Raw genomic sequence first — 25,349 nt, 5'->3', positions numbered from 1 at the left:
GAGCTTGCTCGCGATAGCGGTGTACCAGTCAAAAACGCTATGACTGACCGGGTGCCATCGCGAGCAGGCTCGCTCCCACAGGGAATCGCGTTGGGGCTGTTCTAGGCGGTCGCCTGGCGCACCTGTTTTTCCAGTTCCACCTTCAACCCCGGCTCCAGCTTGAGTTGACGCGCCAGTTCGTCGAGGTAGGACTTCTCCATGAAGTTTTCCTCGTCCACCAGCATCACACTGGCGATGTACATTTCCGCGGCTATTTCCGGGGTGCTGGCGGCGCGGGCGACGTCGGTGGGGTCCAGGGGTTTGTTGAGTTCGGCGTGCAGCCAGTGTTGCAACTCCTGGTCGTTGTCGAGCTTGGTGAATTCACCTTCGATCAACTGCCGCTCCCGCTCGTCCACATGACCGTCGGCCTTGGCCGCCGCCACCAGGGCCTTGAGGATCGCCTGGCTATGCTGTTCAACCTGCGCCGGGGGCACGCGGTCGAGGGTCTGCGGTTCGGTTTTCGGCGCGGTGCCCTGTTGGGCCTGCCAGTTGCCATAGGCTTTGTAGGCGATCACGCCCAGGGCAGCCAGGCCACCGTAGGCCAGGGCCTTGCCGCCGAAGCTGCGAGCTTTCTTGTTGCCCAGCAACAGGCCCATGGCCCCGGCCGCCAGGGCCCCGCCGCCCGCGCCGGAAAGCATCCCGCCCAGGTTGCCGGAGCCGCCGAGCAACCCGCCCAGGCCGCCGGACGACTTGCCCTGTGAGCCGCCAGCCTTGTTTTGCAACATTTCCTGGCCGGACTTGAGAAGCTGATCGAGCAATCCACGGGTGTTCATTTGTTGCCTCCACATTGTCGGGTCAACGTAAGGCCCCCAGCCTAGATCGAAAGTGCCCTGACGCCGCGGGCGAGATTGCTTCCAGATGTTGCCTGGCTCATTCGAAGACACACTCCCCTACCCTTCTGAAAAAACGATATACACTTCAGTACATCGATAAAAATCACCCACCGGGTACACGCCCATGATGACCCTGCGCCAGATCCGCCACTTCATCGCCGTGGCCGAGACCGGCTCTATCTCCGCCGCTGCGCAAACCGCCTTCATTTCCCAGTCCACCCTGACCTTGGCGATCCAGCAACTGGAGCAGGACATCGGCGTCAGCCTGTTCAGCCGCCACGCCAAGGGCATGACCCTGACCCACCAGGGCCATCAATTCCTGCGCCAGGCCCATTTGATCCTGGCCACTGTCGACAACGCCAAGCGCAGCCTGCAACAAAGCACCGATCAGGTGGCCGGCCAGGTCACCATTGGCGTCACCAGCCTGGTCGCCGGCTATTACCTGGCGGACCTGCTGACCCGTTTCCAGCGTGCCTACCCCAACGTGGAGATCCGCGTGATGGAGGACGAACGGCCGTACATCGAGCATTTGCTGGTCAGCGGCGAAATCGACGTTGGGGTACTGATCCTGTCCAACCTGGAAGACCGTCATGCCTTGCAGACCGAAGTCCTGACCCATTCGCCACACCGCTTGTGGTTGCCGGCGCAGCACCCGCTGCTGGAACACGACAGCATCAACCTGGCCGACGTGGCCCGCGAACCGCTGATCCAGCTGAATGTCGATGAAATGGACCGCAACGCCCAACGCCTGTGGCGCGGCGCCAGCCTGCAACCGAGGGTCACCCTGCGCACCGCTTCGACCGAAGCGGTGCGCAGCCTGGTGGCGGCGGGATTGGGCGTGTCGATCCAGCCGGACATGACTTACCGGCCCTGGTCGCTGGAAGGCGACATCATCGAAGCCCGGCCGATCGCCGACCTCAACCAGACCCTCGACGTAGGCCTGGCCTGGCGCCGGGGCACAGCGCGACCGGCATCGGTCGACCCGTTCCTGGCCGTCGCCCGGGAACAACCTCATGGCGGGCGCAAGCCATCTATTTAATCGAATGCAGCCTTGAGTATTTCGAATTTGTCGGCCTAGAGGCTGAGCACTAGTCTTGCTGCATCACCACGATCCCTTGTGGGAGCGAGCTTGCTCGCGATAGCGGAGTGTCATTAAAGCAATTGTCGACGGATAGACCGCCATCGCGAGCAAGCTCGCTCCCACAGGTTCTGTGTTTCAACCGATAAAAAGAGAAACCGGACATGGCTGGCACGCAAACCCCGTTGTGCACCGCGTTGCTGATCGACGGAGAGTTCGTTGCCGGTGAAGGCCTTGTCGAGCCGATCCTCAACCCGGCCACCGGTGAGGTGATGGCCCACATCGCCGAGGCCAGCACCGAACAGGTGGAAGCCGCGATCCTCGCCGCCCATCGCGCCTTCGACGGCTGGTCGCGCACCACGCCGCAACAACGCTCGAACCTGTTGCTGGACATCGCCAGCGCCATCGAAAAGAACGCCGATGAGCTGGCCCGCCTCGAATCCCTGAACTGCGGCAAGCCGCTGCACCTGGCGCGCCAGGATGACCTGAGCGCCACAGTGGATGTCTTTCGTTTCTTCGCCGGTGCCGTGCGCTGCCAGACCGGCCAGCTCAGTGGCGAATACCTGCCCGGCTACACCAGCATGGTGCGCCGCGACCCGATCGGCGTGGTGGCGTCCATTGCGCCGTGGAATTACCCGATCATGATGGCCGCCTGGAAAATCGCCCCGGCACTGGCCGCCGGCAATACGCTGGTGTTCAAGCCCTCGGAGCACACGCCGCTGTCGATCCTGGCCCTGGCCCCGGCACTGGCCAGGATCCTGCCGCGAGGCGTCATCAATATCATTTGCGGAGGCGGCGAAGGTGTGGGCAGCCATCTGGTCAGCCATCCGAAAGTGCGCATGGTCTCGCTGACCGGCGATATCGTCACCGGGCAGAAGATCCTCCAGGCGGCGGCGAAAACCCTCAAGCGCACGCACCTGGAACTGGGCGGCAAGGCGCCGGTGATCGTGTGCGACGACGCCGACATCCAGGCCGTGGTCGAAGGCGTGCGCACCTACGGCTATTACAACGCCGGGCAGGATTGCACCGCAGCCTGCCGGATCTACGCCCAGGACGGGATTCACGACCGCCTGGTGGCCGAGCTCGGCGCGGCGGTCAGCAGCCTGCGCTTTGCCGGCAAGCGCGACGCCGACAATGAGATCGGCCCGCTGATCAGCACCCGCCAGCGCGACCGCGTGGCCAGTTTTGTCGAGCGCGCCCTCGGCCAGCCGCACATCGAACGCATCACTGGCGCGGCGGTGCATTCCGGCGCCGGTTTCTATTACCAACCCACGCTGCTGGCCGGCTGCAAGCAAAGCGATGAAATCGTCCAGCGCGAGGTGTTCGGCCCGGTCGTCACCGTGACCCGTTTCGACGAACTCAGCCAGGCGGTGGACTGGGCCAACGACTCCGAATACGGCCTGGCCTCCTCGGTGTGGACGCAGAACCTGGACAAGGCCATGCAGGTGGCGGCGCGGCTTCAATACGGCTGCACCTGGATCAACAGCCATTTCATGCTGGTCAGCGAAATGCCCCACGGCGGCCTGAAACGTTCGGGTTACGGGAAGGACCTGTCCAGCGATTCGCTCCAGGACTACAGCGTGGTGCGCCACATCATGGCCCGCCACGGCCAGCATCTGTAGCCAATAGCACTACTCTAATAACAGGCCAGCCATGGCGTTTCACCCGGTTCGAAAACTGCCCCGACCATAATTAAAGCAAGAGGGATTTCCATGTACGCGCACAAGACCGTATTGCTCAGTGCACTCACCACGGCGCTGCTGACCAGCGTCAGCCTCCAGGCCGCCGAACCGCTCAAGGCCGTCGGTGCCGGCGAAGGCCAACTGGATATCGTTGCCTGGCCGGGTTACATCGAACGCGGCGAAAGCGACAAGGCCTACGACTGGGTCAGCGGTTTCGAGAAGGAAACCGGCTGCAAGGTCAATGTGAAAACCGCCGCCACGTCCGACGAAATGGTCAGCCTGATGACCAAGGGCGGCTATGACCTGGTCACCGCCTCCGGCGACGCCTCGTTGCGGTTGATTGCCGGCAAGCGCGTGCAGCCGATCAACACCGCGCTGATCGCCAACTGGAAGAATCTTGACCCGCGCCTGAAGGATGCGCCGTGGTACGTGGTCAACCAGCAGACCTACGGCACCCCGTATCAATGGGGCCCGAATGTGCTGATGTACAACACCGACGTGTTCAAGCAGGCGCCCACCAGTTGGAGCGTGCTGTTCAACGCCCAGGACCTGCCCGACGGCAAGCCGAACAAGGGGCGCGTGCAGGCCTACGATGGCCCGATCTACATCGCCGACGCGGCGCTGTACCTCAAGACCGCCAAGCCTGAGCTGGGCATCAAGGACCCGTACCAACTCGACGAAGCGCAATACAAGGCCGTGCTGGAATTGCTGAGGGCCCAGCAGCCGTTGATCCATCGCTACTGGCACGACACCACCGTGCAGATGAGCGACTTCAAGAACGAAGGCGTGGTGGCGTCCGGTGCCTGGCCGTATCAGGTCAATGGCCTGATGAACGAGAAGCAACCGATCGCCTCGACCATTCCGAAAGAAGGCGCCACCGGCTGGGCCGATACGACGATGCTCCACGCCGAGGCCAAGCATCCCAACTGCGCGTACAAGTGGATGGACTGGTCGCTGCAACCGAAAGTCCAGGGTGACGTGGCCGCTTGGTTCGGCTCCTTGCCTGCGGTGCCGGCAGCGTGCAAGGGCAGCGAACTGCTGGGCGCCGAAGGTTGCAAGACCAACGGCTTCGATCAGTTCGACAAGATCGCCTTCTGGAAAACCCCACAGGCCGAGGGCGGCAAGTTCGTGCCGTACAGCCGCTGGACCCAGGACTACATTGCGATCATGGGTGGGCGCTAAATCGCATTAACCTGTTTGGGGGAACATGGTTAACCCTGTGGCGAGGGAGCTTGCTCCCGCTGGCGTGCGAAGCACGCCCAAACAGATCGACGCGATGTTACCTGACCCACCGCATCGGCTGGTCTTGGGGTGGCTGCGCCACCCAGCGGGAGCAAGCTCCCTCGCCACGGGACCGCGTTCCAAGGTTGATATTTCATACCCGCCCCGCTTTTTGGAGCCCCGCACCATGACGCTTGCAGTCCAGTTCACCCAGGTATCCCGTCAGTTCGGCGATGTGAAAGCCGTTGACCGGGTCTCCATTGATATCCAGGACGGCGAGTTCTTTTCCATGCTGGGCCCGTCCGGCTCAGGCAAGACCACTTGCCTGCGGCTGATCGCCGGGTTCGAGCAACCCAGTGCCGGCTCGATTCGTATCCACGGCGAAGAAGCCACCGGGCTCGCGCCGTACCAGCGGGACGTCAACACCGTTTTCCAGGATTACGCCCTCTTCCCCCACATGAATGTGCGCGACAACGTGGCCTACGGATTGAAAGTCAAAGGCGTCGCCAAGGCCGAGCGCATCCAGCGCGCCAACGAAGCTTTGGAAATGGTCGCCTTGGGTGGCTATGGCGAACGCAAGCCGGTGCAGCTCTCCGGCGGCCAGCGTCAACGCGTGGCCCTGGCCCGGGCGCTGGTCAACCGTCCGCGGGTGTTGTTGCTCGATGAACCCTTGGGCGCCCTGGACCTGAAGCTGCGTGAACAGATGCAGGGCGAATTGAAGAAGCTGCAACGCCAGCTGGGCATCACCTTCATTTTCGTCACCCACGACCAGACCGAAGCGCTGTCGATGTCCGACCGCGTGGCGGTGTTCAACAAGGGGCGCATCGAACAGGTCGATACCCCACGCAACCTGTACATGAAACCGGCGACCACCTTCGTCGCCGAATTCGTCGGCACCTCCAACGTGATTCGTGGCGAGCTGGCCCGGGAACTGAGCGGTTATCCACAGCCATTCTCGATCCGCCCGGAACACGTGCGTTTTGCCGAGGGCCCGTTGGCCAGCGATGAAATCGAGGTCCACGGCCTGCTGCACGACATCCAGTACCAGGGCAGCGCCACACGCTACGAATTGAAACTTGCCAACGGCCAGACCCTGAACCTCAGCCAGGCCAACACCCAGTGGCTCGACAACGCGGCCCAGCACCAGACCGGCCAGCACCTCAGCGTTCGCTGGGCCCGTGAGGCGATGGTGGCGCTGCACGACACCGTCAGTGGCGAGGTGTGAGATGAATACCCTGGCCATCACCCAAGCGCCTGCGCCCGGTTCGCCGCTGCGGCGCTTTGCCAATCTGCTGTACCGACGCCCCAACCTGTACCTGTCGATGTTGCTGGTGCCGCCGCTGCTCTGGTTTGGCGCGATCTACCTCGGCTCGCTGCTGACGTTGCTGTGGCAAGGTTTCTACACCTTCGATGACTTCACCATGGCGGTCACGCCGGACCTGACCCTGGCGAACTTCGCGGCGCTGTTCCAGCCCTCGAACTTCGACATCATTTTGCGCACCCTGAGCATGGCGATTGCCGTGTCCATCGCCAGCGCCATCGTCGCGTTCCCCATCGCCTACTACATGGCGCGCTACACCCGCGGCAAGACCAAGGCGTTTTTCTATATCGCGGTGATGCTGCCAATGTGGGCCAGCTATATCGTCAAGGCCTACGCCTGGACGCTGCTGCTGGCCAAGGGCGGCGTGGCGCAGTGGTTCGTCCAGCACCTGGGCCTGGGGCCGGTGTTGCAATTCGTGCTGGGGATCCCGGGCGTGGGTGGCAGCACCTTGTCCACCTCGCACCTGGGGCGTTTCCTGGTGTTCGTCTACATCTGGCTGCCGTTCATGATCCTGCCGATCCAGGCGTCCCTGGAGCGCCTGCCGCCCTCGCTGCTGCAAGCCTCGGCGGACCTGGGCGCCAGGCCACGCCAGACGTTCACGCAGGTGATCCTGCCGCTGTCGATCCCGGGCATTGCCGCCGGCTCGATCTTCACCTTCTCGCTGACCCTGGGGGATTTCATCGTGCCCCAGTTGGTGGGCCCGCCAGGTTACTTCGTCGGCAGCATGGTCTACGCCCAGCAAGGCGCCATCGGCAACATGCCCATGGCCGCGGCGTTCACGCTGGTGCCTATCGTGCTGATCGCGGTCTATCTATCCATCGTCAAGCGACTGGGAGCTTTCGATGCGCTCTGACTCTCAAGACCGAGCCTCGTGGGGCTTGCGGATCGCGGCGTGGGGCGGGCTGGTGTTCCTGCATTTCCCGATCCTGATCATCTTCCTCTACGCCTTCAACACCGAGGACGCGGCCTTCAGTTTCCCACCCAAGGGCCTGACCCTGAAGTGGTTCAGCGTCGCCTTCTCGCGCCCGGATGTGCTGGAGGCGATCAAGCTGTCGTTGCAGGTCGCGGCCATCGCCACGCTGATCGCCATGGTACTCGGCACCCTGGCTTCGGCGGCGCTGTACCGCCGCGAGTTCTTCGGCAAACAGGGCATTTCGCTGATGCTGATCCTGCCGATTGCCTTGCCGGGGATCATCACCGGCATTGCCTTGCTGGCGACCTTCAAGACCCTGGGCATCGAACCGGGGATGTTCACCATCGTCGTCGGCCACGCCACCTTCTGCGTGGTGATCGTCTACAACAACGTGATCGCCCGCCTGCGCCGCACCTCCCACAGCCTGATCGAGGCCTCGATGGACCTGGGCGCCGACGGCTGGCAGACCTTCCGCTACATCATCCTGCCCAACCTGGGGTCGGCACTGCTGGCCGGTGGGATGCTGGCCTTCGCGCTGTCGTTCGACGAAATCATCGTCACCACCTTCACCGCGGGCCACGAACGCACCCTGCCGCTGTGGCTGCTCAACCAGCTCAGCCGCCCGCGCGACGTGCCGGTGACCAATGTGGTGGCGATGCTGGTGATGATGGTCACGATGTTGCCGATATTGGGCGCGTATTACCTGACCCGTGGAGGTGAGAGCGTGGCCGGTAGCGGCGGGAAATAATCAACAGTGATCGCTCACTGGGGAACCGCAATCCTGTGGGAGCGAGCTTGCTCGCGAAGGCGTCGTGTCAGTCGCTGCAAAGGGTCAATGACCACCGCTATCGCGAGCAAGCTCGCTCCCATAGGGGACTTGGGAAACATTCAAGAAAGGACTTGGACATGCAAACCAAACTGCTGATCAACGGCCATCTGGTAGACGGCGAAGGCCCCGGCCAGGCCGTGTTTAACCCCTCGTTGGGGCGAGTGCTGGTGGAAATCAACGAGGCCAGCGAAGCCCAGGTCGATGCCGCCGTCCGTGCGGCCGACAGCGCCTTCGACAGCTGGTCGCAGGTTGCGCCCAAGGACCGGTCCCTGTTGCTGCTCAAACTGGCCGACGCCATCGAAGCCCACGGCGAAGAACTGGCGAAGCTGGAGTCGGACAACTGCGGCAAACCCTTTGGCGCCGCGCTGAACGACGAGATCCCGGCGATTGCCGACGTGTTCCGCTTCTTTGCCGGTGCCAGCCGCTGCATGAGCGGTTCGGCGGGCGGCGAGTACCTGCCGGGGCACACTTCGATGATCCGTCGCGACCCGGTGGGCGTCATCGCCTCCATCGCGCCGTGGAACTACCCGCTGATGATGGTCGCCTGGAAAATCGCCCCGGCCCTGGCCGCCGGTAATACCGTGGTGCTCAAGCCGTCGGAGCAAACCCCGCTGACGGCGCTGCGCCTGGCGGAACTGGCGTCGGAGATTTTCCCGGCCGGCGTGCTCAACGTGATCTTCGGCCGTGGGCAGACCGTCGGCAACCCGCTGGTCACCCACCCGAAAGTGCGCATGGTGTCGCTGACCGGCTCCATCGCCACCGGTTCGAACATCATTTCCAGCACCTCCGACAGCGTCAAGCGCATGCACATGGAACTGGGCGGCAAAGCCCCGGTGATCATCTTCGACGATGCCGACATCGACGCGGCCGTGGAAGGCATCCGCACCTTCGGTTTCTACAACGCCGGCCAGGACTGCACCGCCGCCTGCCGCATCTATGCCCAGCAAGGCATCTACGAGCAGTTCGTCGAGAAACTCGGCGCCGCGGTGGGCAGCATCAAGTACGGCCTGCAAACCGCATCCGACACCGAGATGGGCCCGTTGATCACCGCCCAGCACCGCGACCGCGTGGCCGCTTTCGTCGAACGGGCCATCGCCCAGCCGCATATCCGCCTGGTCACCGGTGGCAAGGCCGTGGACGGCAACGGGTTCTTCTTCGAACCGACGGTGCTGGCCGACGCCCAGCAGGATGACGAAATTGTCCGCCGGGAAGTCTTCGGGCCGGTGGTGTCCGTCACCCCGTTCGTCGACGAAGCGCAAGTGCTGGCCTGGGCCAACGACTCGGACTACGGCCTGGCTTCATCGGTCTGGACCGCCGACATCGGCCGCGCCCATCGCCTGTCGGCACGCCTGCAATACGGCTGCACCTGGGTCAACACCCACTTCATGCTCGTCAGTGAAATGCCCCATGGCGGTCAGAAACGTTCCGGCTATGGCAAGGACATGTCCATGTATGGGCTGGAGGACTACACGGTGGTGCGGCATGTGATGTTCAAGCATTGACGACAAGACAACGTTGGCAACACATGCTCGCGCCTGCCCGGCGTTCGTCCTGCTAAGGTTTTCGTCGATCGGTGCACGCCCGCCGGTTGACGGAAATCCTGGCAGCACCTAGGGTGTCTACAATGTATACACCTTGGAGATCAGCCATGGCCTCGCCCGTTTTGTCCTTTCGTGTGGAAGAAGGTCTGGCCCAACAGCTGGACTTGCTGGCTGCCGCCACCGACCGCGACCGCCAATATCACCTCAAGCGTGCACTGGTCCGATATGTGGAAGCCGAATCCTGGCATCTGCAAGCCATCAGCGAAGGCATGGCCGATGCCGACGCTGGAAATCTGACCGATCTGGACGCCGTGAAGGCTAAGTGGGCAAAGCGTGCCAAGCATCGTACTGACCGACAAAGCACAGAGTGACCTCGACTCGATCCACGAACATTACCAAAGCGCTATCGGCGCAGAAGGCGCCGATGAGGTCATCCTCGCCATCTTGGAGACACTGCGCCAGCTGCAACGCTTTCCCGGCTCCGGCCGTCCTTCGGTTGTGCCAGATGTTCGAGAGCTGGTGCTGACACGTTACCCGTTCGTTGCCCCCTACCGGCTCCAGCAGGGACAACTGCAAGTCCTGCGGATACTGCACCAGCGCACCGAACGTCCCCAGGGCTGGTCGGTGGAGTGATGTCGGCCGGCGCGCCTGCCCCGACCGCTCACCTGCGCCACGCTTCAAAACCGCGAAACACTCCTCATCGCATCCACCAGGTAACGCATGGCGATACGGTCGTTTTCCGACAACTCCCGATAGCGTTCCACCAGTCTCAATTCTTCAAGGCTGAGCCGGCGTGTCCTGCGCGGGTTGGTCAGGCCTGGAAAGATCCCCAGCATTTCGGTAATGCCCTGTATTTTCGTCATGAGTTGTCCTTCTTTACGTCGAGGTTGACCTGATAGCGCCGTCTGAACCCGGGTTAGATCGTCTATCACGCTAAAGAATAGGGAGGATTCAATGCGTGAGAAGGGAGTTTTAGAGTAATTAGTCAAAAAATGCCGCAATCCTTATAAAAAAAGAAATAACTGTAAGAAAATTTGACCAAGCCACGCTTTCCTTTCTCTCAAAACCCGCATTTCCCCTATGATTTTGCGCCTCGGTGAACCGATCCAGCTCTCAGGCATCTGTTCTAACGTTCGTCGCGTTTGGCCAAAGGCATGTCCGAACTCATTTACCAATCTCTGTCGCCAGGATCGGCGCGGGATTGTTTCGAGAAAGGTTGTATTTATGCACCGCAGGAATCTGCTCAAGGCCTCCATGGCCTTCGCCGCCTACACCGGGCTGTCGGCCTCCGGGCTCATGGCCGCACGCGCCTGGGCCGCGGATCAGACTGCCGACGGCGAAGCCCGTCCCTTCGATTTCAACGGTTTGAAGGATCAGGCCCGGCGGCTGGCCGAGAGCCGCTACGTCGATACCAAGCAAGTCCTGCCACCCACCCTGGCGCAAATGTCGCCGCTGCAGTTCAACGCCATCCAATACGACGTCAATCACTCGTTATGGAATGACCTGGAAGGGCGACAACTGGATGCACAGTTCTTCCATGTCGGCATGGGCTTCAAGCAGCCGGTACGCATGTACAGCGTCGACCCGAAGACGCGTATGGCCCGTGAGGTGCACTTCCGTCCGGAACTGTTCAACTATGAGAAAACCACGGTCAACACCTCGCAACTGACGGGTGACCTGGGCTTCGCCGGCTTTCGTGTCTTCAAGGCGCCGGAGCTGGATCGGCACGACATCGTTTCGTTCCTGGGGGCCAGCTATTTCCGCGCCGTGGATGCCAGCGGCCAGTACGGGCTGTCGGCCCGCGGCCTGGCCATCGACACCTACGCCAAGAAGCGCGAGGAATTCCCGGACTTCACCAAGTTCTGGTTCGAAACCCCGGACAAGAACAGCACCCGTTTCGTGGTCTACGCCCTGCTCGACTCCCCCAGCGCCACCGGTGCCTATCGGTTCGACATCGATTGCCAGCCGACCCGGGTGGTGATGGAAATCGATGCGCACATCAATGCCCGTACCGCCATCGAGCAACTGGGTATCGCCCCCATGACCAGCATGTTCAGCTGCGGCACCGTCGAACGGCGCATGTGCGACACCATTCACCCGCAAATCCACGACTCCGACCGGCTGGCCATGTGGCGCGGCAATGGTGAGTGGGTCTGCCGTCCGTTGAACAACCCCGCCACCCTGCAATTCAATGCCTACGCCGACAAGAATCCGAAAGGTTTCGGCCTGGTGCAGACCGACCACGACTTCGCCAGTTACCAGGACACCGTGGACTGGTACAGCAAGCGCCCAAGCCTGTGGGTCGAACCGACGACAGCGTGGGGCGAAGGCTCGGTGGACCTGCTGGAAATTCCTACCACCGGAGAGACCCTGGACAACATCGTCGCGTTCTGGACGCCGAAAAAACCGGTGGCCGCCGGTGATTCGCTGAACTATGGCTACAAGCTCTACTGGAGCGCGCTGCCGCCGGTCAGCACCGACCTGGCCCACGTCGATGCCACCCGTTCAGGCATGGGCGGTTTCATCGAAGGCTGGGCACCGGGGGAGCATTACCCGACCGTCTGGGCACGTCGTTTCGCCGTGGACTTCAGCGGCGGCGGCCTCGATCAACTGCCGCCGGGCACCGGCATCGAACCGGTGGTGACCTGCTCCCACGGCGAAGTGAAGGACTTCAATGTGTTGGTGCTGGATGCGATCAAGGGCTACCGCATTACCTTCGACTGGTACCCGACCGACGACCGGGTGGACCCGGTGCAGATGCGCCTGTTCATTCGCACCAAGGACCGCACCTTGAGCGAGACCTGGTTGTACCAGTACTTCCCGCCGGCACCGGATAAGCGCAAGTATCCCTGATCGCTATCCAGCGCCTGGGCTGGCCCCATCGCGAGCAAGCTCGCTCCCACACGGGATCTGTGGTTACAGAAATCCCTGTGGGAGTGAGCTTGCTCGCGATGAGGCAAGTACAGGCACCGAACATTTCAGCCAGATAAAAAAACCCCCGGCCAACACGACCGGGGCTTTTTGTTTTACGGGGCACTCAATCGCGCAAATCCGACTCATGAATCGGCTGGTCCCGATGCGTGGCCCGCTGGTACTGCGCCGGCCACGTGGCCTTGCGGCCGCCCAAGTCATCATCGGCATGCAGGGCCCAGTACGGATCGCGCAACAATTCGCGGGCCAGGAAAATGATGTCGGCCTGGCAGGTGCGCAGGATATGTTCGGCCTGGGCCGGCTCGGTAATCATCCCGACGGTGCCGGTGGCGATTTCCGATTCCTTGCGCACCCGTTCGGCGAAGCGTGTCTGGTAACCCGGGCCGGTGGGGATTTCCGCATTGGCGGCCGTGCCGCCCGATGACACATCGATCAGGTCCACTCCCAGCGCCCTGAAGCGCCGCGCCAGCTCCACGGTTTCATCCGGGTTCCAACCGTCCTCGACCCAATCGGTGGCGGAGACGCGAACGAACACCGGCAGCTCTTGCGGCCATACGGCCCGGATCGCTTCGGTGACTTGCAGCGCCAGGCGGATGCGGTTCTCGAACGAGCCGCCGTATTGATCGCGCCGCTGATTGCTCAAGGGCGACAGGAACTGATGCAGCAGATAACCATGGGCCGCGTGGACTTCGACCACCTTGAAGCCGGCCGTGAGGGCGCGCTTGGCCGCATCCACGAAGGCCTGGATCACCCCGGCGATCTGCCCTTCGTCCAACTGCACCGGCGGGGTGTGTTGCGGGTCGAAGGCAATCGGCGACGGACCGACCGGCACCCAACCGCCATCCTCCGGTTTGACGCTGCCATGCTTGCCCAGCCAAGGTCGCCAGGTGCTGGCCTTGCGCCCGGCATGGGCCAGCTGTATGCCCGGCACGGCCCCTTGGGCGGTGATGAACCGGGTGATGCGTTGCAAGGGTTCGATCTGTTCATCGTTCCACAGCCCCAGATCCTGGGCGGTGATACGACCGTCGGCGGTCACGGCGGTGGCTTCGGTGAACACCAGGCCGGCACCGCCCACGGCGCGGCTGCCCAAGTGCACCAGGTGCCAATCGTTGGCCAGGCCATCGGTGCTCGAATACTGGCACATCGGCGATACCGCGATGCGATTGGGCAGGGTCAATTGGCGAAGGGTATAGGGTTCCAGCAGCAGACTCATGGGGCACCTCTCGAATCAGTGGGCAGGCTCCAGGGTTCTGTTTGAAAAGTCGACGAGTGACAAGAAGGTGCAACACCCGCCCCCGCGGGCAAAAAATTCGACAAGACGTCACAAGGGCTATCAAGCAGTGCTTAGAGCCTAGTCGACAACCCGGGAGGCGGGAGGGTTCAGAACTTAAAAACCGACGGTGTGACGCAATGGCGTCCCCCTGTGGCGAGGGAGCTTGCTCCCGCTGGACGCGCCAGCGTCCCCTTGCGATGTGATGGCTGAAATTCAAGGGGCCGCTTCGCAGCCCAGCGGGAGCAAGCTCCCTCGCCACGAAGGCCCATCGGCTAGCGCGGTTCGATATGGGCAATCATCAACTGCACCGTTTCCTGGCCACGGAACTCGTTGAGGTCGAGCTTGTAGGCCAGTTCCACCCAGCGCACGGTAGGGTTTGGCCAGATCTCGCGGTCGATGCCGAAGGCAATGCCGTCGAGCTTCACCGAGCCGCACTCGCTCTTGAGAATGACCTTCAGGTGCCGCTCGCCCACCACGCGTTGTTCGACCAACTGGAATACGCCATGGAACATCGGCTCCGGGAAATGCTGGCCCCAGGGACCGGCATGGCGCAACGCCCGGGCCAGTTCGAGGTGGAACTCCTCCACCGCCAGGGTGCCATCCGACAACAGCCGGCCGGTGAGGTCTTCTTCGCGCAATTGCCGGCGCACTTCCGCGTCGAACGCTTCGGCGAACAACGGAAAATTCGCTTCCGGCAACGTCAACCCCGCCGCCATGGCGTGACCGCCGTACTTACTGATCAGGGTCGGATGCTGCGCCGCCACCACGCTCAGCGCATCGCGAATGTGAAAGCCCGGTACCGAGCGCCCCGAGCCCTTGAGCAAACCGTCCCCGGCATCGGCAAAGGCAATGGTCGGGCGGAAATAGCGCTCTTTCATCCGCGAGGCGAGAATGCCGATGACCCCTTGGTGCCACTGTGGATCGAACAGGCACAAACCGAATGGCATCGACTCCACGGGCAGGTCCTTGAGCTGAGCCAGGGCTTCACGCTGCATGCCTTGCTCGATGGACTTGCGGTCCTGGTTCATGCCGTCCAGTTGCGCCGCCATCTCCCGCGCCAGGGCCGGGTCGTCGGTTAGCAGGCATTCGATGCCCAGGCTCATGTCGTCCAGGCGCCCTGCCGCATTCAGACGCGGCCCGAGGATAAATCCGAGGTCGGTGGAGGTAATCCGTGAAGCGTCGCGCTTGGCCACTTCCAGGATCGCCTTGATGCCGGGCCGGGCGCGTCCGGCGCGAATCCGTTCCAGGCCCTGGTGCACCAGGATCCGGTTATTCGCGTCCAGGGGCACCACGTCGGCCACGCTGCCCAGGGCCACCAGGTCGAGCAATTCGCCGATGTTCGGCTGGGGGGTGCTGGCATACCACCCGAGGCTGCGCAGACGCGCCCGCAGGGCCATCAGCACGTAAAAAATCACCCCGACACCGGCCAGGGCCTTGCTCGGGAATTCGCAGCCCGGCTGGTTCGGATTGACGATGGCATCGGCCGCCGGCAATTCGAGGCCAGGCAAGTGGTGGTCGGTGACCAGCACCTGGAGCCCCGCCGCTTTCGCCGCCGCCACGCCTTCCACGCTGGAGATGCCGTTATCCACGGTGATCAGCAACTGCGGTTCGCGGGCCAGGGCGACTTCGACGATTTCCGGGGTCAACCCGTAGCCATATTCGAAGCGATTGGGCACCAGGTAATCGACATGGGCTGCACCGAGCAGGCGCAACCCCAGCATCCCCACGGTGCTGGCGGTGGCGCCATCGGCATCGAAGTCACCCACGATCAGGATGCGCTGGCGCTGCTCCAACGCCGTCACCAGCAGATCCACCGCGGCGTCGATCCCCTTGAGCTGCTGAAAGGGAATCAGGCACGCCAGGCGCTTGTCCAGTTCAGCCTCGGACTGCACGCCGCGTGCCGCGTACAGGCGCGTCAACAGGGGCGGCAGGTCACCGAGAAATGGCAGGGTGTCGGGCAGTTGGCGGGGTTCTATGCGCATGGGGTGACGACATTTCTCTTTAAAACGGTGGGATTTTGTATTTTTGTGGCGAGGGAGCTTGCTCCCGCTTGGGTGCGAAGCGCCCACCAACAGGGGCCGCTACGCAGCCCAGCGGGAGCAAGCTCCCTCGCCACGGGTCACGCAATACCGGGTCAATGGCTCAACCGCGCTCACCCAGCAACCATTGCAGCTGGACTTCATGCTGGCCACGGTCGTCGGTCACGAAAATCGTGCCCTCGCTGATCATCACATCCCACTTGATCACCCGGGGCATGTCCTGGGCCAGGGTTTCGAGCACTTCCTGGGGCACGGCGGCGATGTTGACGTTCTTCAGGTTCTTGACCGCCGGGATCACCTTGCCTTCCCAGACCCGCAGGCTGCCATAGGCCAGCAGGCTGGTGCGCTCGGTCCGGCGCGAGCACCAGGTCAGGCGATCGGCATCCGGCTGGCCGACTTCGATCCAGTGCAGCACACGGTCATCCAGGCTTTTTTCCCACAGCGCAGGCTCATCGACGTCTGACAGACCACGACCAAACGCCAGCAGCTCGTTGTACCAGAACGCGTAGGCCAGCAGGCGCACGGTCATGCGCTCTTCGGTTTCCGAAGGGTGGCGGGCGATGGTCTGCTTCACATTCTCGTACACATTGCGGTCGAGGTCGGTGAGGTTCAGTTCAAACTTGTAGGTCGTGGACGGCTGGGCCATGAACGGGCTTCTTGATACGAGGAAAGGCGGCAAGTCTAACCGATGACGCAGGCAATCCACGAATTGCCGACCATCGACCTGCGGCGACCGGCCCTGGCCTATGATAAAACGCTCTATTCGTTCTGCCTTTGTCCTACAGGATCCGTTCATGTCGCTTACTGCCAAACCCCTTGCCGGCGTCAAAGTCATCGAACTGGGCACCTTGATCGCCGGGCCCTTCGCCTCGCGCATCTGCGGCGAATTCGGTGCCGAAGTCATCAAGGTCGAATCGCCCGACGGCGGTGATCCGCTGCGCAAGTGGCGCAAGCTGTACGAAGGCACCTCGTTGTGGTGGTTCGTCCAGGCACGCAACAAGCAATCCCTGACCTTGAACCTCAAGCACCCCGAAGGCCTGGCGATCCTGAAAAAACTGCTCGGCGAAGCCGACATCCTGATCGAAAACTTTCGCCCCGGCGTGTTGGAAAAGCTCGGCCTGGGCTGGGATGTGCTGCATGCCCTGAACCCGAAACTGGTGATGGTGCGGCTTTCGGGCTTCGGCCAGACCGGGCCGATGAAAGACCAGCCGGGGTTTGGCGCAGTGGGGGAATCCATGGGCGGCCTGCGCTACATCACCGGGTTCGAAGACCGCCCACCGGTGCGCACCGGGATCTCCATCGGCGACTCCATCGCCGCCCTCTGGGGCGTGATTGGCGCATTGATGGCCCTGCGTCACCGGGAGATCAACGGCGGCACCGGGCAAGTGGTGGACGTGGCCTTGTACGAGGCGATTTTCGCCATGATGGAAAGCATGGTGCCGGAGTTCGACGTGTTCGGCTTCATCCGCGAGCGCACCGGCAACATCATGCCCGGCATCACCCCCTCGTCCATCCACACCAGCGCCGATGGCAAGCACGTGCAAATCGGCGCCAACGGCGATGCGATCTTCAAGCGTTTCATGCAGATCATCGGCCGTGACGACCTGGCCAATGACCCGCAACTGGCCAGCAATGATGGCCGTGACAGCCGGCGTGACGAGCTGTACGGGGTCATCGATCGCTGGGTCAACGCGTTGCCGCTCGATAGCGTTATCGACCAACTGAACCAGGCCGGGGTGCCGGCCAGTCGGATCTTCAGCGCCGAGGATATGTTCAGCGACCCGCAGTTCCTCGCCCGTGAAATGTTCCTGCAGGCCAAGCTGCCGGACGGCAAGGCGTTCAAGATGCCGGGGATCGTACCAAAGCTCTCCGACACCCCGGGCGCCTGCGAATGGGTCGGGCCGGCACTGGGTGAACACAACGCGCAAGTGCTCGGTGAACTGGGCTACGACCCACAGCAGATCGCCAAACTGCGCAGCGACGGCGCCATTTGAGACAAGGCAGGGGCAGCCACTGGAGATCAAACTGTGGGAGCGAGCTTGCTCGCGATGGCGTCAGATCAGCCGCATCGATATCGACTGACACTCCGCTATCGCGAGCAAGCTCGCTCCCACAAAAGCTTCCAGCGCCCGACAGAACACACCAAAAAACATAAACGCCGGGCAAAAAGAAACCCCGAGAAGTGGGGAGACGACTCGGGGTTAAACGTGACCATTCAAGGTCCGTACAACAAGCGACAAGCACCGGAGCACAATGCTCGCTCTTGCTGGTAAAGGGTCTGACTCGTCAAGACGTAGGAAGGTTCCCACAAAAGCCCAGTCAATTCGCCGCGATCATGACCTTGTCGCGCGCCAGATTGCGCAGCGCCGCAATCACACAGGGCTCCAGGCGCCCCTCGGCAATCAGCACATCGCGATGCAGGCCATCGACTACGTCCGTCAACTGACGCTTGTCGGTCAATTGGGCCTGATTGAACACTCGCTCGACCATGATGACCCCGCTGGTATTCTTCAGCGTCACCCGGCATTCGCCCTTGGCGCCGGAGGGAGTCAGCGAGACCTGATACGGGCTCAAGGCTTCATTCAGCAATAGGCTGATACTTTCCATTCGCTCACCCTTCAATAGTCCGAAACAACTGCATGTGCACAGTAAATGACCGTGGGCCGCAGCAGAAAGTTCGTCAGCGCACCGAACCGGCATGCCTTCAACCTGTTCAACCGAGCATGCGCGTCCAATATGACAGGCAAACAACAGCGTTCTCCGACAACCGTTACGGGGTGACGGCCGGCTCAGCCAGGCCCCTGTCGCAACGGCGCCACCGCCGCCCGACATCGGTCCAGCCGCCCAGAATGCCGCGCAGCTGTCCATCAGCCCCATAGAACGGCACCGACCAATGATAGATTTCCCGCAATCCGCCGCTGAACATCAATTGCCGGTCGACGAATCGAGACTGGCCGGTGCGCAATTGCTCCATCACTTCCCCATGCAGCAGCTCGGCGGTGGCCGGCGGGAATGACGCCGAGTCGGTAAGCCGCGTGCCCCGCAGTTTTTCGAAGCGGGTCGCAAACTGGTCTTCATAGCTTTTGTTGCACATGATCAGGCGCCCTTCCAGATCACAGATGAAAATCGGGTCGGGAATGGCATCCATCAAGGCGCGCTGGAGCATCAACTGGTCCTTGAGGACCGCTTCGGCCTTGAGGCGTTGGTCGATCTGTATCTGCAGGCGGCGGTTCCACAGCAGGGACAAGAGGCCAAACACCACGACCACGGTCACACACCAGTAGCCCCAGCGGGAGATCCGCTCCCAGAGCGATGGCGCCTGGACGGGAGTCGCACCGGCCATCCATTTCGAACGCAGTGCACGCATGTCCTCGGCGGGGAAGGCTTCCAGCGCTTTATTCAAGATGCTCAACAGCACGGTCAGGTCCTGGCGCACCGCCAGGTAGTCCGGTTCCCACTTGCCCTCGAGGCCGCTGCCGACCTGCAACTGTCCGGCGGGATAGAGATGCACCCCGGTTTCATTTTCGATGGTGGCATAGGCTTCCCGGCTCTCCACCAGCGCCCGCGCCTCGCCAAAGGTCTTGGTCGTGCGCAATTCGATCGCCGGGTAATCGCGCCTGATTTCCGCTTCCAATGCATGGCGTGCCGGCAGTGCCAGGACCTTCCCTTCGAGCTGCTCGAGCGAATGCAGGGACGACTCCCCGTCACGACCGACGAAGACCCAACCGGAACCACCGAATGCATGGCTGAAACTCAGGAAGTCCCGACGTTCTTCATTCATCGCCAGCAGGGTCGTCATGTCGGCTTCGCCATTTTCCAGCATGGTCAGCAACTCGCCGGGGGAGAACGATTCCCGATGCACGAACTCAAGGCCGGTCATGTGCGCGATGCGCTGGAGAACGTCGTGGTTCAGTCCATTCCACTGCCCCTGTTCATTCTTGAACAGGTACAACGGAAACTGCATCGTGGCCACGATGACCCGGGGGTTCTCCTTGATCCATTTCAACTCCTGCGCGTCCAGCACCAGCCGTTCGACAGGGTTGGGCGGGGGTGTTTCGAAAGCCGCCAACTGCGCCGCGTTGCCTCCCTGCGTCCAGTACATCAGGGCCAGGCCCATTACCCAGCCCAGGGCTGGTTTGCCTTTGATAAAAAACGACATCTGCATTTCCTTCGAGATGACTCGCCCATCCCTCCAAGGGCGAAAACCCGGCCAGTTTGGCATGCAGAAACAAGAAAGCCCGTCAGGAGACGGGCTTCAAAATGTGACAGGTTTACCCGGTCAGAGTGGCTTGCCGCGATTGCCATGCTGGCTGACAAAGGCCTGCACGGCTTTCAAGTCGTTGGGCAACACGGTGCAACGCTCATCTCGCTCAAACAAATCAGAAAGATGCGCAGGCAGTTCGAGCGCTTTTCCTACACCGGCTTTCTCCACCGCTTCCGGGAACTTGACCGGGTGAGCCGTGCCCAGGATCACCATCGGGAGGTCCAGGCTGCGACGGCATTCACGGGCCGCCCTGACGCCGATGGCCGTGTGCGGGTCGAGCAGTTCGCCGCTCTGGGCGAACACCTCGGCGATGGTTTCGCAGGTCTGATCATCGTCCACGGCCAGGGAGTCGAACAACTTGCGGGCTTCGGTCCAGCGCTCAGGCTCCACGCTGAAACCGCCGCCCTGACGGAAGCTGTCCATCAGCCCGGCAATCGCCGCACCGTTGCGACCGTGCAGGTCGAACAGCAAGCGCTCGAAGTTCGACGACACCATGATGTCCATCGAAGGCGACAGCGTGGCGTGCAGGGTTTCCTTGACGTACTGGTTGCCGCTCATGAAGCGATGCAGGATGTCGTTGCGGTTGGTGGCGACGATCAATTGGTTGATCGGCAGCCCCATGTTGCGCGCCAGGTAACCGGCGAAGATATCGCCGAAGTTGCCGGTCGGCACCGAGAACGATACGGAACGGGTCGGACCGCCCAATTGCAGGGCCGCGTGGAAGTAATAGACGATCTGGGCCATGATCCGCGCCCAGTTGATCGAGTTCACCGCCACCAGCCGCGTGCCCTTGAGGAAGCTCTGGTCGGCGAAGCTGGCCTTGACCATTTCCTGGCAGTCATCGAAGTTGCCTTCGATGGCGATGTTGTGGATGTTGTCGCCGAAAATCGTCGTCATCTGGCGACGCTGCACTTCCGAGACCCGGTTGTGCGGGTGCAGGATGAAAATATCGACGTTTTCGCAATGCTTGCAGCCTTCGATGGCCGCCGAACCGGTGTCGCCAGAGGTGGCACCGACGATCACCACGCGCTCGCCACGCTTTTGCAGCACGTAGTCCAGCAGGCGACCGAGCAGTTGCAGAGCGAAGTCCTTGAACGCCAGGGTCGGGCCGTGGAACAGCTCCATGACCCATTCGTTACCGTTGAGCTGGCGCAGCGGTGCGATGGCATTGTGGGAAAAGACCCCATAGGTCTCTTCCAGGATCTTTTTGAAATCGGCGTCCGGAATGCTGCCGGTGACGAACGGGCGCATGACCCGGAACGCCAGCTCGTGGTACGGCAGGCCGGCCCAGGAAGCGATTTCTTCCTGGGTGAAGCGCGGCAGGTTTTCCGGCACGTAGAGACCGCCATCCGTGGCCAGGCCGGCCAGGAGGACATCTTCGAAATTCAGGGCCGGTGCCTGGCCGCGGGTGCTGATATAGCGCATTTTTTGGCAAACCTTCGGTTTGAGCTTCAAGGTCAAGCGGCAAGCGTCAAGTCAAAGCGGCTCGGCTTCTACTTGCGGCTTGCAGCTTATAACTTGCCGCTAAATTAATTCAAATGTTCGACGCGGATACGGACCACCGGCCCAACGACACCCTGGAGCGCTTCCAGCGCGGCAATCGCGTCGTTGATGTTCTGCTCGACCACGCGGTGGGTCAGCAGGATCATTGGCACCAGGCCGTCGTGTTCCTCGACTTCCTTCTGCATGATCGACTCGATGTTGATGCCGCGTTCCGAGAGGATACTCGCCACTTGGGCCAGCACGCCCGGATGATCCTTGGCCTGGATGCGCAGGTAGTAGGAGCTTTCGCACGCCTCGATCGGAAGAATCGGGTGCGCCGACAGCGAATCCGGCTGGAAGGCCAGGTGCGGCACACGGTTTTCCGGGTCCGAGGTCATGGCGCGAACCACGTCCACCAGGTCGGCAATGACCGAAGAGGCCGTCGGTTCCATGCCCGCGCCCGCGCCGTAGAACAACGTCGAGCCAGAGGCATCGCCGTTGACCATCACCGCGTTCATCACGCCGTTGACGTTGGCGATCAGGCGGTCGGCCGGGATCAGGGTCGGGTGCACGCGCAGCTCGATGCCGCTGGCGGTGCTGCGCGCCACGCCCAGGTGCTTGATGCGGTAGCCCAAGGCTTCGGCGTAGTTCACGTCAGCGGTGGTCAGCTGGGTGATGCCTTCGGTGTAGGCCTTGTCGAACTGCAACGGAATGCCGAACGCAATGGACGCCAGGATCGTCAGCTTGTGCGCTGCGTCGATGCCTTCCACGTCGAACGTCGGATCGGCCTCGGCGTAGCCCAGGGCCTGGGCTTCGGCGAGCACGTCTTCGAAGGTGCGACCCTTCTCGCGCATCTCGGTGAGGATGAAGTTACCGGTGCCGTTGATGATCCCCGCCACCCAGTTGATGCGGTTGGCCGACAGGCCTTCGCGGATCGCCTTGATCACCGGGATACCACCGGCCACGGCGGCTTCGAATGCCACGATCACGCCCTTCTCGCGGGCCTTGGCGAAAATCTCATTACCGTGAACGGCGATAAGCGCCTTGTTCGCGGTGACCACATGCTTGCCATTCTCGATGGCCTTGAGTACCAGCTCGCGGGCAACGGTATAGCCACCCAGCAGCTCTATGACGATGTCGATCTCAGGGTTCGTGGCCACTTCGAAGACATCGTTGGTAATCGCAATACCGGTCGTCTGGAACTGAGGCTTTGGCGTGCGCATGGCAATTTGTGCCACTTCGATCCCACGCCCGGCACGACGAGAAATTTCCTCGGCGTTGCGCTGAAGTACGTTGAAGGTGCCGCCACCGACGGTACCTAACCCACAGATGCCTACTTTGACCGGATTCACTCTTGACTCCCCATGAAACGGCCGACGCAAGGTCGGCCGTGAAATACAGCCGCGCAGCAACGCGGCTCTGTGTTTAACGGCCCGACGAATGTGTTCGCCGAGCCGTGATCTTCAAAAGCGGACCGCCCATGTTCATTTCGCGCCCAGGGCCAGTTTGGCCACTTGTGGCGCCGGCTGGTAGCCCGGAATTACCTGACCATCGGCCAAAACAATCGCCGGCGTACCGTTCACGCCTATTGACTGTCCGAGCGCAAACTGCTTGGAAACCGGATTCTCGCACTTGGCGGCCTTGATTTCCTTGCCGTCGACCATCTTGTCCATGGCCGCTTTCTTGTCCTTGGAGCACCAGACCGCCTGCAACTGCTCATCGCCCGGCGAGCCCAGGCCCTGGCGCGGGAACGCCACATAGCGCACTTCGATGCCGCGCTTGTTCAGCTCCGGCACTTCGGCATGCAGCTTGTGGCAATACGGGCAGGTGGTGTCGGTGAACACGGTGATATGGGACTTGGTTTCGCCGATCGCCGGGTAAACCACGGTTTCAGCGACCGGAATGCCGTTGATCAACTTGGAAATGCCCTGGCGCTCGGTCATCTCGGTGAGGTTGACCGGCTTGCCGTCCTTGAGCTCGAACAGGTTGCCCTGGACGATGTACTGACCGTCGGCGCTGGCGTACAGCACGCGGCTGCCCTTGAGCTTGACCTCATACAGGCCGGCCATGGGGCTGGCCGAGATGGCTTCGATCGGCACTTCGAGCTGGAGGTTTTCCAGGCTTTTGCGGATAGCCTTGTCGGCCGCGTCATCGGCGACGGCGAAGGTGCTGGCCAACGCAATGGCGGCGGCGGTGAACATCTGGATCAAACGCATGGGGACTCCTGAGGCGAACAAATGAGACGGGAAACGCCGACCCGCAGATTCGGGTTCCAACCGCCCACTGTGCAAACCGGCAAAGCCTACCACATAAGGCTGGCGTGGCCGAATGCCGCTGACGCACGACGTTTTGTAAGCACACACAGGATTGATGTCGGCTGACACGCCGTCATCGCGAGCGAGCTCGCTCCCACAGGGTTTGTGGTGGACACGCAATTGCGGTCCGACACCGCTCCAAAAATGTGGGAGCGAGCTTGCTCGCGATGGCGTCAGCATTGACAACATCGCGGCAGATGTCAGCCACGAGGGTGGTGTTTGGCATGCAAGTCCTGCAACCGTGCCCGGGCGACGTGGGTATAGATCTGGGTGGTGGACAGGTCGCTATGGCCCAGCAGCATCTGCACCACCCGCAAGTCGGCACCGTGATTGAGCAGGTGTGTGGCGAAGGCATGGCGCAAGGTGTGGGGCGAGAGGGATTTATTGATCCCGGCCACCTTGGCCTGGTGCTTGATGCGGTGCCAGAACGTCTGGCGAGTCATCTGCTCGCCGCGCAAGCTGGGGAACAGCACATCGCTGGGGCGCCCGCCCAGCAATTCATGACGGGCATCGCGCATATAACGCTCGACCCAGACAATCGCTTCCTCGCCCATCGGCACCAGGCGCTCCTTGCTGCCCTTGCCCATCACCCGCAGCACGCCCTGACGCAGGTTGACCTGTTCCAGCGTCAAGCTGATCAACTCGGTAACGCGCAAGCCACAGGCATACAGGACTTCCAGCATGGCCCGGTCGCGCTGACCGATGGCCTCGCTGAGATCAGGTGCCGCCAGCAGCGCTTCCACATCGGCTTCCGACAGGGACTTGGGCAGCGGACGCCCCAGTTGCGGCATTTCCACGCGCAAGGTCGGGTCTACCGCGATCAGCTTTTCCCGCAGCAAATAGCGATAAAACCCACGCAGACCGGAGAGAAACCGCGCGGTCGAGCGGGGTTTGTAGTTCTGCTCCAGGCGCCACGCCAAGTGATCGAGGATCAACTCGCGGCCGGCATTGACCAGTTCCAGGTGATTTTCCTGCAACCAGCCGTTGAACAACGCCAGGTCGCTGCGGTAGGCATCGCGGGTGTTATCGGACAGGCCCTTCTCCAGCCACAGGGCGTCGAGAAACTGGTCTATCAGCGGATGATCGATGGCTGGCATAAGAACTCTTGAAGGATGCGGGCACACACGGCATCGAAATGGAAAATGAAGCCATGCAGGGTGCTCAAAGCGCAAATCGCAGGCAACAAAAAAGCAGCCCGCAGGCTGCTTTTTTTGCATCGGAAGCTGGACTTAAGCCAGTTTTTCCTTGATGCGAGCTGCTTTACCCGACAGGTCACGCAGGTAGTACAGCTTGGCTTTACGTACGTCACCGCGACGCTTGACAGCCATGCTGTCGATTTGCGGGCTGTAGGTCTGGAAAGTACGCTCTACGCCAACACCGTTGGAGATTTTACGAACGGTGAATGCACTGTTCACGCCACGATTACGCTTGGCGATAACGACGCCTTCGAACGCTTGCAGACGGGAACGGTCGCCTTCCTTCACTTTCACCTGAACGACAATGGTGTCGCCTGGGGCAAAGGTAGGGATTTCTTTGGTCATCTGCTCTGCTTCGAGTGCAAGGATGATTTTGTTAGTCATGCTGTGCT

General features: G+C 61.9%; 23 protein-coding genes. 11 read left to right on the top strand and 12 right to left on the bottom strand.

The annotated features are described in order from the left end of the window. Nucleotides 1-101: 101 nt before the first annotated feature. Nucleotides 102-812 carry a tellurite resistance TerB family protein gene (locus tag BLO80_RS24615; RefSeq protein ID WP_060739037.1) on the bottom strand — a complete coding sequence of 237 codons (711 nt, stop codon included), beginning with the start codon at nucleotides 810-812 and terminating at the stop codon, nucleotides 102-104. Between the two features lie 184 nt (nucleotides 813-996). Between BLO80_RS24615 and BLO80_RS24610 the strand changes: the two genes are divergently transcribed. The 9 genes from BLO80_RS24610 (at nucleotide 997) to BLO80_RS24570 (ending at nucleotide 10,090) form a co-directional block, all read left to right on the top strand. Next, entirely contained in the window at nucleotides 997-1,911 is a 915-nt protein-coding gene (locus BLO80_RS24610) for a LysR family transcriptional regulator (RefSeq protein ID WP_092331512.1), read from the top strand. 203 nt (nucleotides 1,912-2,114) lie between these two features. Next, nucleotides 2,115-3,572: a gamma-aminobutyraldehyde dehydrogenase gene (locus BLO80_RS24605; protein ID WP_092331515.1), complete on the top strand. Its 1,458-nt coding sequence runs from the start codon at nucleotides 2,115-2,117 to the stop codon at nucleotides 3,570-3,572. 90 nt (nucleotides 3,573-3,662) lie between these two features. Continuing rightward, nucleotides 3,663-4,814, top strand: a complete 1,152-nt coding sequence (gene ydcS, locus BLO80_RS24600) for a putative ABC transporter substrate-binding protein YdcS (protein ID WP_060739040.1) — start codon at nucleotides 3,663-3,665, stop codon at nucleotides 4,812-4,814. Between the two features lie 226 nt (nucleotides 4,815-5,040). After that, complete coding sequence (locus BLO80_RS24595) at nucleotides 5,041-6,078, top strand: ABC transporter ATP-binding protein (protein ID WP_092202285.1); 1,038 nt, start codon at nucleotides 5,041-5,043, stop codon at nucleotides 6,076-6,078. Nucleotide 6,079: 1 nt separating this feature from the next. Next, complete coding sequence (locus tag BLO80_RS24590) at nucleotides 6,080-7,027, top strand: ABC transporter permease (RefSeq protein ID WP_072408186.1); 948 nt, start codon at nucleotides 6,080-6,082, stop codon at nucleotides 7,025-7,027. Further along, the gene (locus tag BLO80_RS24585) at nucleotides 7,017-7,835 is read left to right on the top strand and encodes an ABC transporter permease (RefSeq protein ID WP_092202287.1); all 819 of its coding nucleotides are present in this window, start codon (nucleotides 7,017-7,019) and stop codon (nucleotides 7,833-7,835) included. The genes BLO80_RS24590 and BLO80_RS24585 overlap by 11 nt, the downstream gene beginning before the upstream one ends. Nucleotides 7,836-7,993: 158 nt before the next feature. Next, nucleotides 7,994-9,418, top strand: coding sequence for a gamma-aminobutyraldehyde dehydrogenase (locus tag BLO80_RS24580; RefSeq protein ID WP_092331517.1), 1,425 nt, complete (start codon nucleotides 7,994-7,996; stop codon nucleotides 9,416-9,418). Nucleotides 9,419-9,564: 146 nt separating this feature from the next. Further along, nucleotides 9,565-9,828, top strand: a complete 264-nt coding sequence (locus BLO80_RS24575) for a CopG family ribbon-helix-helix protein (RefSeq protein WP_060739045.1) — start codon at nucleotides 9,565-9,567, stop codon at nucleotides 9,826-9,828. Further along, nucleotides 9,791-10,090 (top strand): type II toxin-antitoxin system RelE/ParE family toxin, encoded by a 300-nt coding sequence (locus tag BLO80_RS24570; protein ID WP_092331520.1) that lies wholly within the window; start codon nucleotides 9,791-9,793, stop codon nucleotides 10,088-10,090. The genes BLO80_RS24575 and BLO80_RS24570 overlap by 38 nt, the downstream gene beginning before the upstream one ends. Nucleotides 10,091-10,134: 44 nt before the next feature. Here BLO80_RS24570 and BLO80_RS24565 read toward each other — a convergent pair whose 3' ends face one another. Beyond that, a complete protein-coding gene (locus BLO80_RS24565; RefSeq protein ID WP_003198116.1) occupies nucleotides 10,135-10,320 on the bottom strand; it encodes a hypothetical protein in 186 nt (61 codons plus the stop codon). 361 nt (nucleotides 10,321-10,681) lie between these two features. On the opposite strand from BLO80_RS24565, the gene BLO80_RS24560 reads away from it, so the two are divergent. Next, nucleotides 10,682-12,310, top strand: coding sequence for a glucan biosynthesis protein D (locus BLO80_RS24560; protein WP_092331522.1), 1,629 nt, complete (start codon nucleotides 10,682-10,684; stop codon nucleotides 12,308-12,310). A 184-nt stretch (nucleotides 12,311-12,494) separates the two neighbouring features. Here BLO80_RS24560 and BLO80_RS24555 read toward each other — a convergent pair whose 3' ends face one another. From BLO80_RS24555 to BLO80_RS24545, 3 genes are all read right to left on the bottom strand, one after another. After that, a complete protein-coding gene (locus BLO80_RS24555) occupies nucleotides 12,495-13,601 on the bottom strand; it encodes an NADH:flavin oxidoreductase/NADH oxidase (protein ID WP_092331525.1) in 1,107 nt (368 codons plus the stop codon). A gap of 332 nt (nucleotides 13,602-13,933) precedes the next feature. Next, the gene (recJ, locus tag BLO80_RS24550; protein WP_092331527.1) at nucleotides 13,934-15,643 is read right to left on the bottom strand and encodes a single-stranded-DNA-specific exonuclease RecJ; all 1,710 of its coding nucleotides are present in this window, start codon (nucleotides 15,641-15,643) and stop codon (nucleotides 13,934-13,936) included. 160 nt (nucleotides 15,644-15,803) lie between these two features. Further along, on the bottom strand, nucleotides 15,804-16,346 hold the full coding sequence (locus tag BLO80_RS24545; RefSeq protein ID WP_003198109.1) for a YaeQ family protein: 543 nt from the start codon (nucleotides 16,344-16,346) through the stop codon (nucleotides 15,804-15,806). Nucleotides 16,347-16,494: 148 nt separating this feature from the next. Here BLO80_RS24545 and BLO80_RS24540 point away from each other — a divergent pair, with 148 nt between their 5' ends. Then, nucleotides 16,495-17,694, top strand: coding sequence for a CaiB/BaiF CoA transferase family protein (locus tag BLO80_RS24540; protein WP_092331530.1), 1,200 nt, complete (start codon nucleotides 16,495-16,497; stop codon nucleotides 17,692-17,694). 325 nt (nucleotides 17,695-18,019) lie between these two features. Here the strand turns inward: BLO80_RS24540 and BLO80_RS24535 are convergent, their stop codons facing one another. The 7 genes from BLO80_RS24535 to rplS all read right to left on the bottom strand — a co-directional run bounded on the left by BLO80_RS24535 (nucleotide 18,020) and on the right by rplS (nucleotide 25,341). Next, complete coding sequence (locus BLO80_RS24535) at nucleotides 18,020-18,307, bottom strand: DUF3509 domain-containing protein (RefSeq protein WP_092331532.1); 288 nt, start codon at nucleotides 18,305-18,307, stop codon at nucleotides 18,020-18,022. Nucleotides 18,308-18,470: 163 nt separating this feature from the next. Further along, nucleotides 18,471-19,859 carry a transporter substrate-binding domain-containing protein gene (locus tag BLO80_RS24530; protein WP_092331535.1) on the bottom strand — a complete coding sequence of 463 codons (1,389 nt, stop codon included), beginning with the start codon at nucleotides 19,857-19,859 and terminating at the stop codon, nucleotides 18,471-18,473. Between the two features lie 120 nt (nucleotides 19,860-19,979). After that, complete coding sequence (gene thrC / locus BLO80_RS24525) at nucleotides 19,980-21,389, bottom strand: threonine synthase (RefSeq protein ID WP_092331538.1); 1,410 nt, start codon at nucleotides 21,387-21,389, stop codon at nucleotides 19,980-19,982. Nucleotides 21,390-21,493: 104 nt separating this feature from the next. Continuing rightward, nucleotides 21,494-22,798 carry a homoserine dehydrogenase gene (locus tag BLO80_RS24520; protein WP_092331541.1) on the bottom strand — a complete coding sequence of 435 codons (1,305 nt, stop codon included), beginning with the start codon at nucleotides 22,796-22,798 and terminating at the stop codon, nucleotides 21,494-21,496. 132 nt (nucleotides 22,799-22,930) lie between these two features. Then, nucleotides 22,931-23,662, bottom strand: coding sequence for a DsbC family protein (locus BLO80_RS24515; RefSeq protein ID WP_092202309.1), 732 nt, complete (start codon nucleotides 23,660-23,662; stop codon nucleotides 22,931-22,933). Between the two features lie 299 nt (nucleotides 23,663-23,961). Further along, nucleotides 23,962-24,858 carry a site-specific tyrosine recombinase XerD gene (gene xerD, locus BLO80_RS24510; RefSeq protein WP_092202311.1) on the bottom strand — a complete coding sequence of 299 codons (897 nt, stop codon included), beginning with the start codon at nucleotides 24,856-24,858 and terminating at the stop codon, nucleotides 23,962-23,964. 132 nt (nucleotides 24,859-24,990) lie between these two features. Then, complete coding sequence (rplS, locus tag BLO80_RS24505) at nucleotides 24,991-25,341, bottom strand: 50S ribosomal protein L19 (RefSeq protein ID WP_003175895.1); 351 nt, start codon at nucleotides 25,339-25,341, stop codon at nucleotides 24,991-24,993. Between the last annotated feature and the right edge of the window lie 8 nt (nucleotides 25,342-25,349).

Origin of the sequence: Pseudomonas sp. NFACC56-3 (assembly GCF_900100025.1) — a bacterium.
Lineage (GTDB): Bacteria > Pseudomonadota > Gammaproteobacteria > Pseudomonadales > Pseudomonadaceae > Aquipseudomonas > Aquipseudomonas fluorescens_AA.
This window is presented reverse-complemented; position numbering and strand designations above follow the sequence as displayed.

Excerpts from the sequence above, each read along its gene's own strand:
- BLO80_RS24615 (WP_060739037.1), bottom strand. The coding sequence starts at position 812 with ATGAACACCCGTGGATTGCTCGATCAGCTTCTCAAGTCCGGCCAGGAA.
- BLO80_RS24610 (WP_092331512.1), top strand. The coding sequence starts at position 997 with ATGATGACCCTGCGCCAGATCCGCCACTTCATCGCCGTGGCCGAGACC.
- BLO80_RS24605 (WP_092331515.1), top strand. The coding sequence starts at position 2,115 with ATGGCTGGCACGCAAACCCCGTTGTGCACCGCGTTGCTGATCGACGGA.
- ydcS (WP_060739040.1), top strand. The coding sequence starts at position 3,663 with ATGTACGCGCACAAGACCGTATTGCTCAGTGCACTCACCACGGCGCTG.
- BLO80_RS24595 (WP_092202285.1), top strand. The coding sequence starts at position 5,041 with ATGACGCTTGCAGTCCAGTTCACCCAGGTATCCCGTCAGTTCGGCGAT.
- BLO80_RS24590 (WP_072408186.1), top strand. The coding sequence starts at position 6,080 with ATGAATACCCTGGCCATCACCCAAGCGCCTGCGCCCGGTTCGCCGCTG.
- BLO80_RS24585 (WP_092202287.1), top strand. The coding sequence starts at position 7,017 with ATGCGCTCTGACTCTCAAGACCGAGCCTCGTGGGGCTTGCGGATCGCG.
- BLO80_RS24580 (WP_092331517.1), top strand. The coding sequence starts at position 7,994 with ATGCAAACCAAACTGCTGATCAACGGCCATCTGGTAGACGGCGAAGGC.
- BLO80_RS24575 (WP_060739045.1), top strand. The coding sequence starts at position 9,565 with ATGGCCTCGCCCGTTTTGTCCTTTCGTGTGGAAGAAGGTCTGGCCCAA.
- BLO80_RS24565 (WP_003198116.1), bottom strand. The coding sequence starts at position 10,320 with ATGACGAAAATACAGGGCATTACCGAAATGCTGGGGATCTTTCCAGGC.
- BLO80_RS24560 (WP_092331522.1), top strand. The coding sequence starts at position 10,682 with ATGCACCGCAGGAATCTGCTCAAGGCCTCCATGGCCTTCGCCGCCTAC.
- BLO80_RS24555 (WP_092331525.1), bottom strand. The coding sequence starts at position 13,601 with ATGAGTCTGCTGCTGGAACCCTATACCCTTCGCCAATTGACCCTGCCC.
- recJ (WP_092331527.1), bottom strand. The coding sequence starts at position 15,643 with ATGCGCATAGAACCCCGCCAACTGCCCGACACCCTGCCATTTCTCGGT.
- BLO80_RS24545 (WP_003198109.1), bottom strand. The coding sequence starts at position 16,346 with ATGGCCCAGCCGTCCACGACCTACAAGTTTGAACTGAACCTCACCGAC.
- BLO80_RS24540 (WP_092331530.1), top strand. The coding sequence starts at position 16,495 with ATGTCGCTTACTGCCAAACCCCTTGCCGGCGTCAAAGTCATCGAACTG.
- BLO80_RS24535 (WP_092331532.1), bottom strand. The coding sequence starts at position 18,307 with ATGGAAAGTATCAGCCTATTGCTGAATGAAGCCTTGAGCCCGTATCAG.
- BLO80_RS24530 (WP_092331535.1), bottom strand. The coding sequence starts at position 19,859 with ATGTCGTTTTTTATCAAAGGCAAACCAGCCCTGGGCTGGGTAATGGGC.
- thrC (WP_092331538.1), bottom strand. The coding sequence starts at position 21,389 with ATGCGCTATATCAGCACCCGCGGCCAGGCACCGGCCCTGAATTTCGAA.
- BLO80_RS24515 (WP_092202309.1), bottom strand. The coding sequence starts at position 23,662 with ATGCGTTTGATCCAGATGTTCACCGCCGCCGCCATTGCGTTGGCCAGC.
- xerD (WP_092202311.1), bottom strand. The coding sequence starts at position 24,858 with ATGCCAGCCATCGATCATCCGCTGATAGACCAGTTTCTCGACGCCCTG.
- rplS (WP_003175895.1), bottom strand. The coding sequence starts at position 25,341 with ATGACTAACAAAATCATCCTTGCACTCGAAGCAGAGCAGATGACCAAA.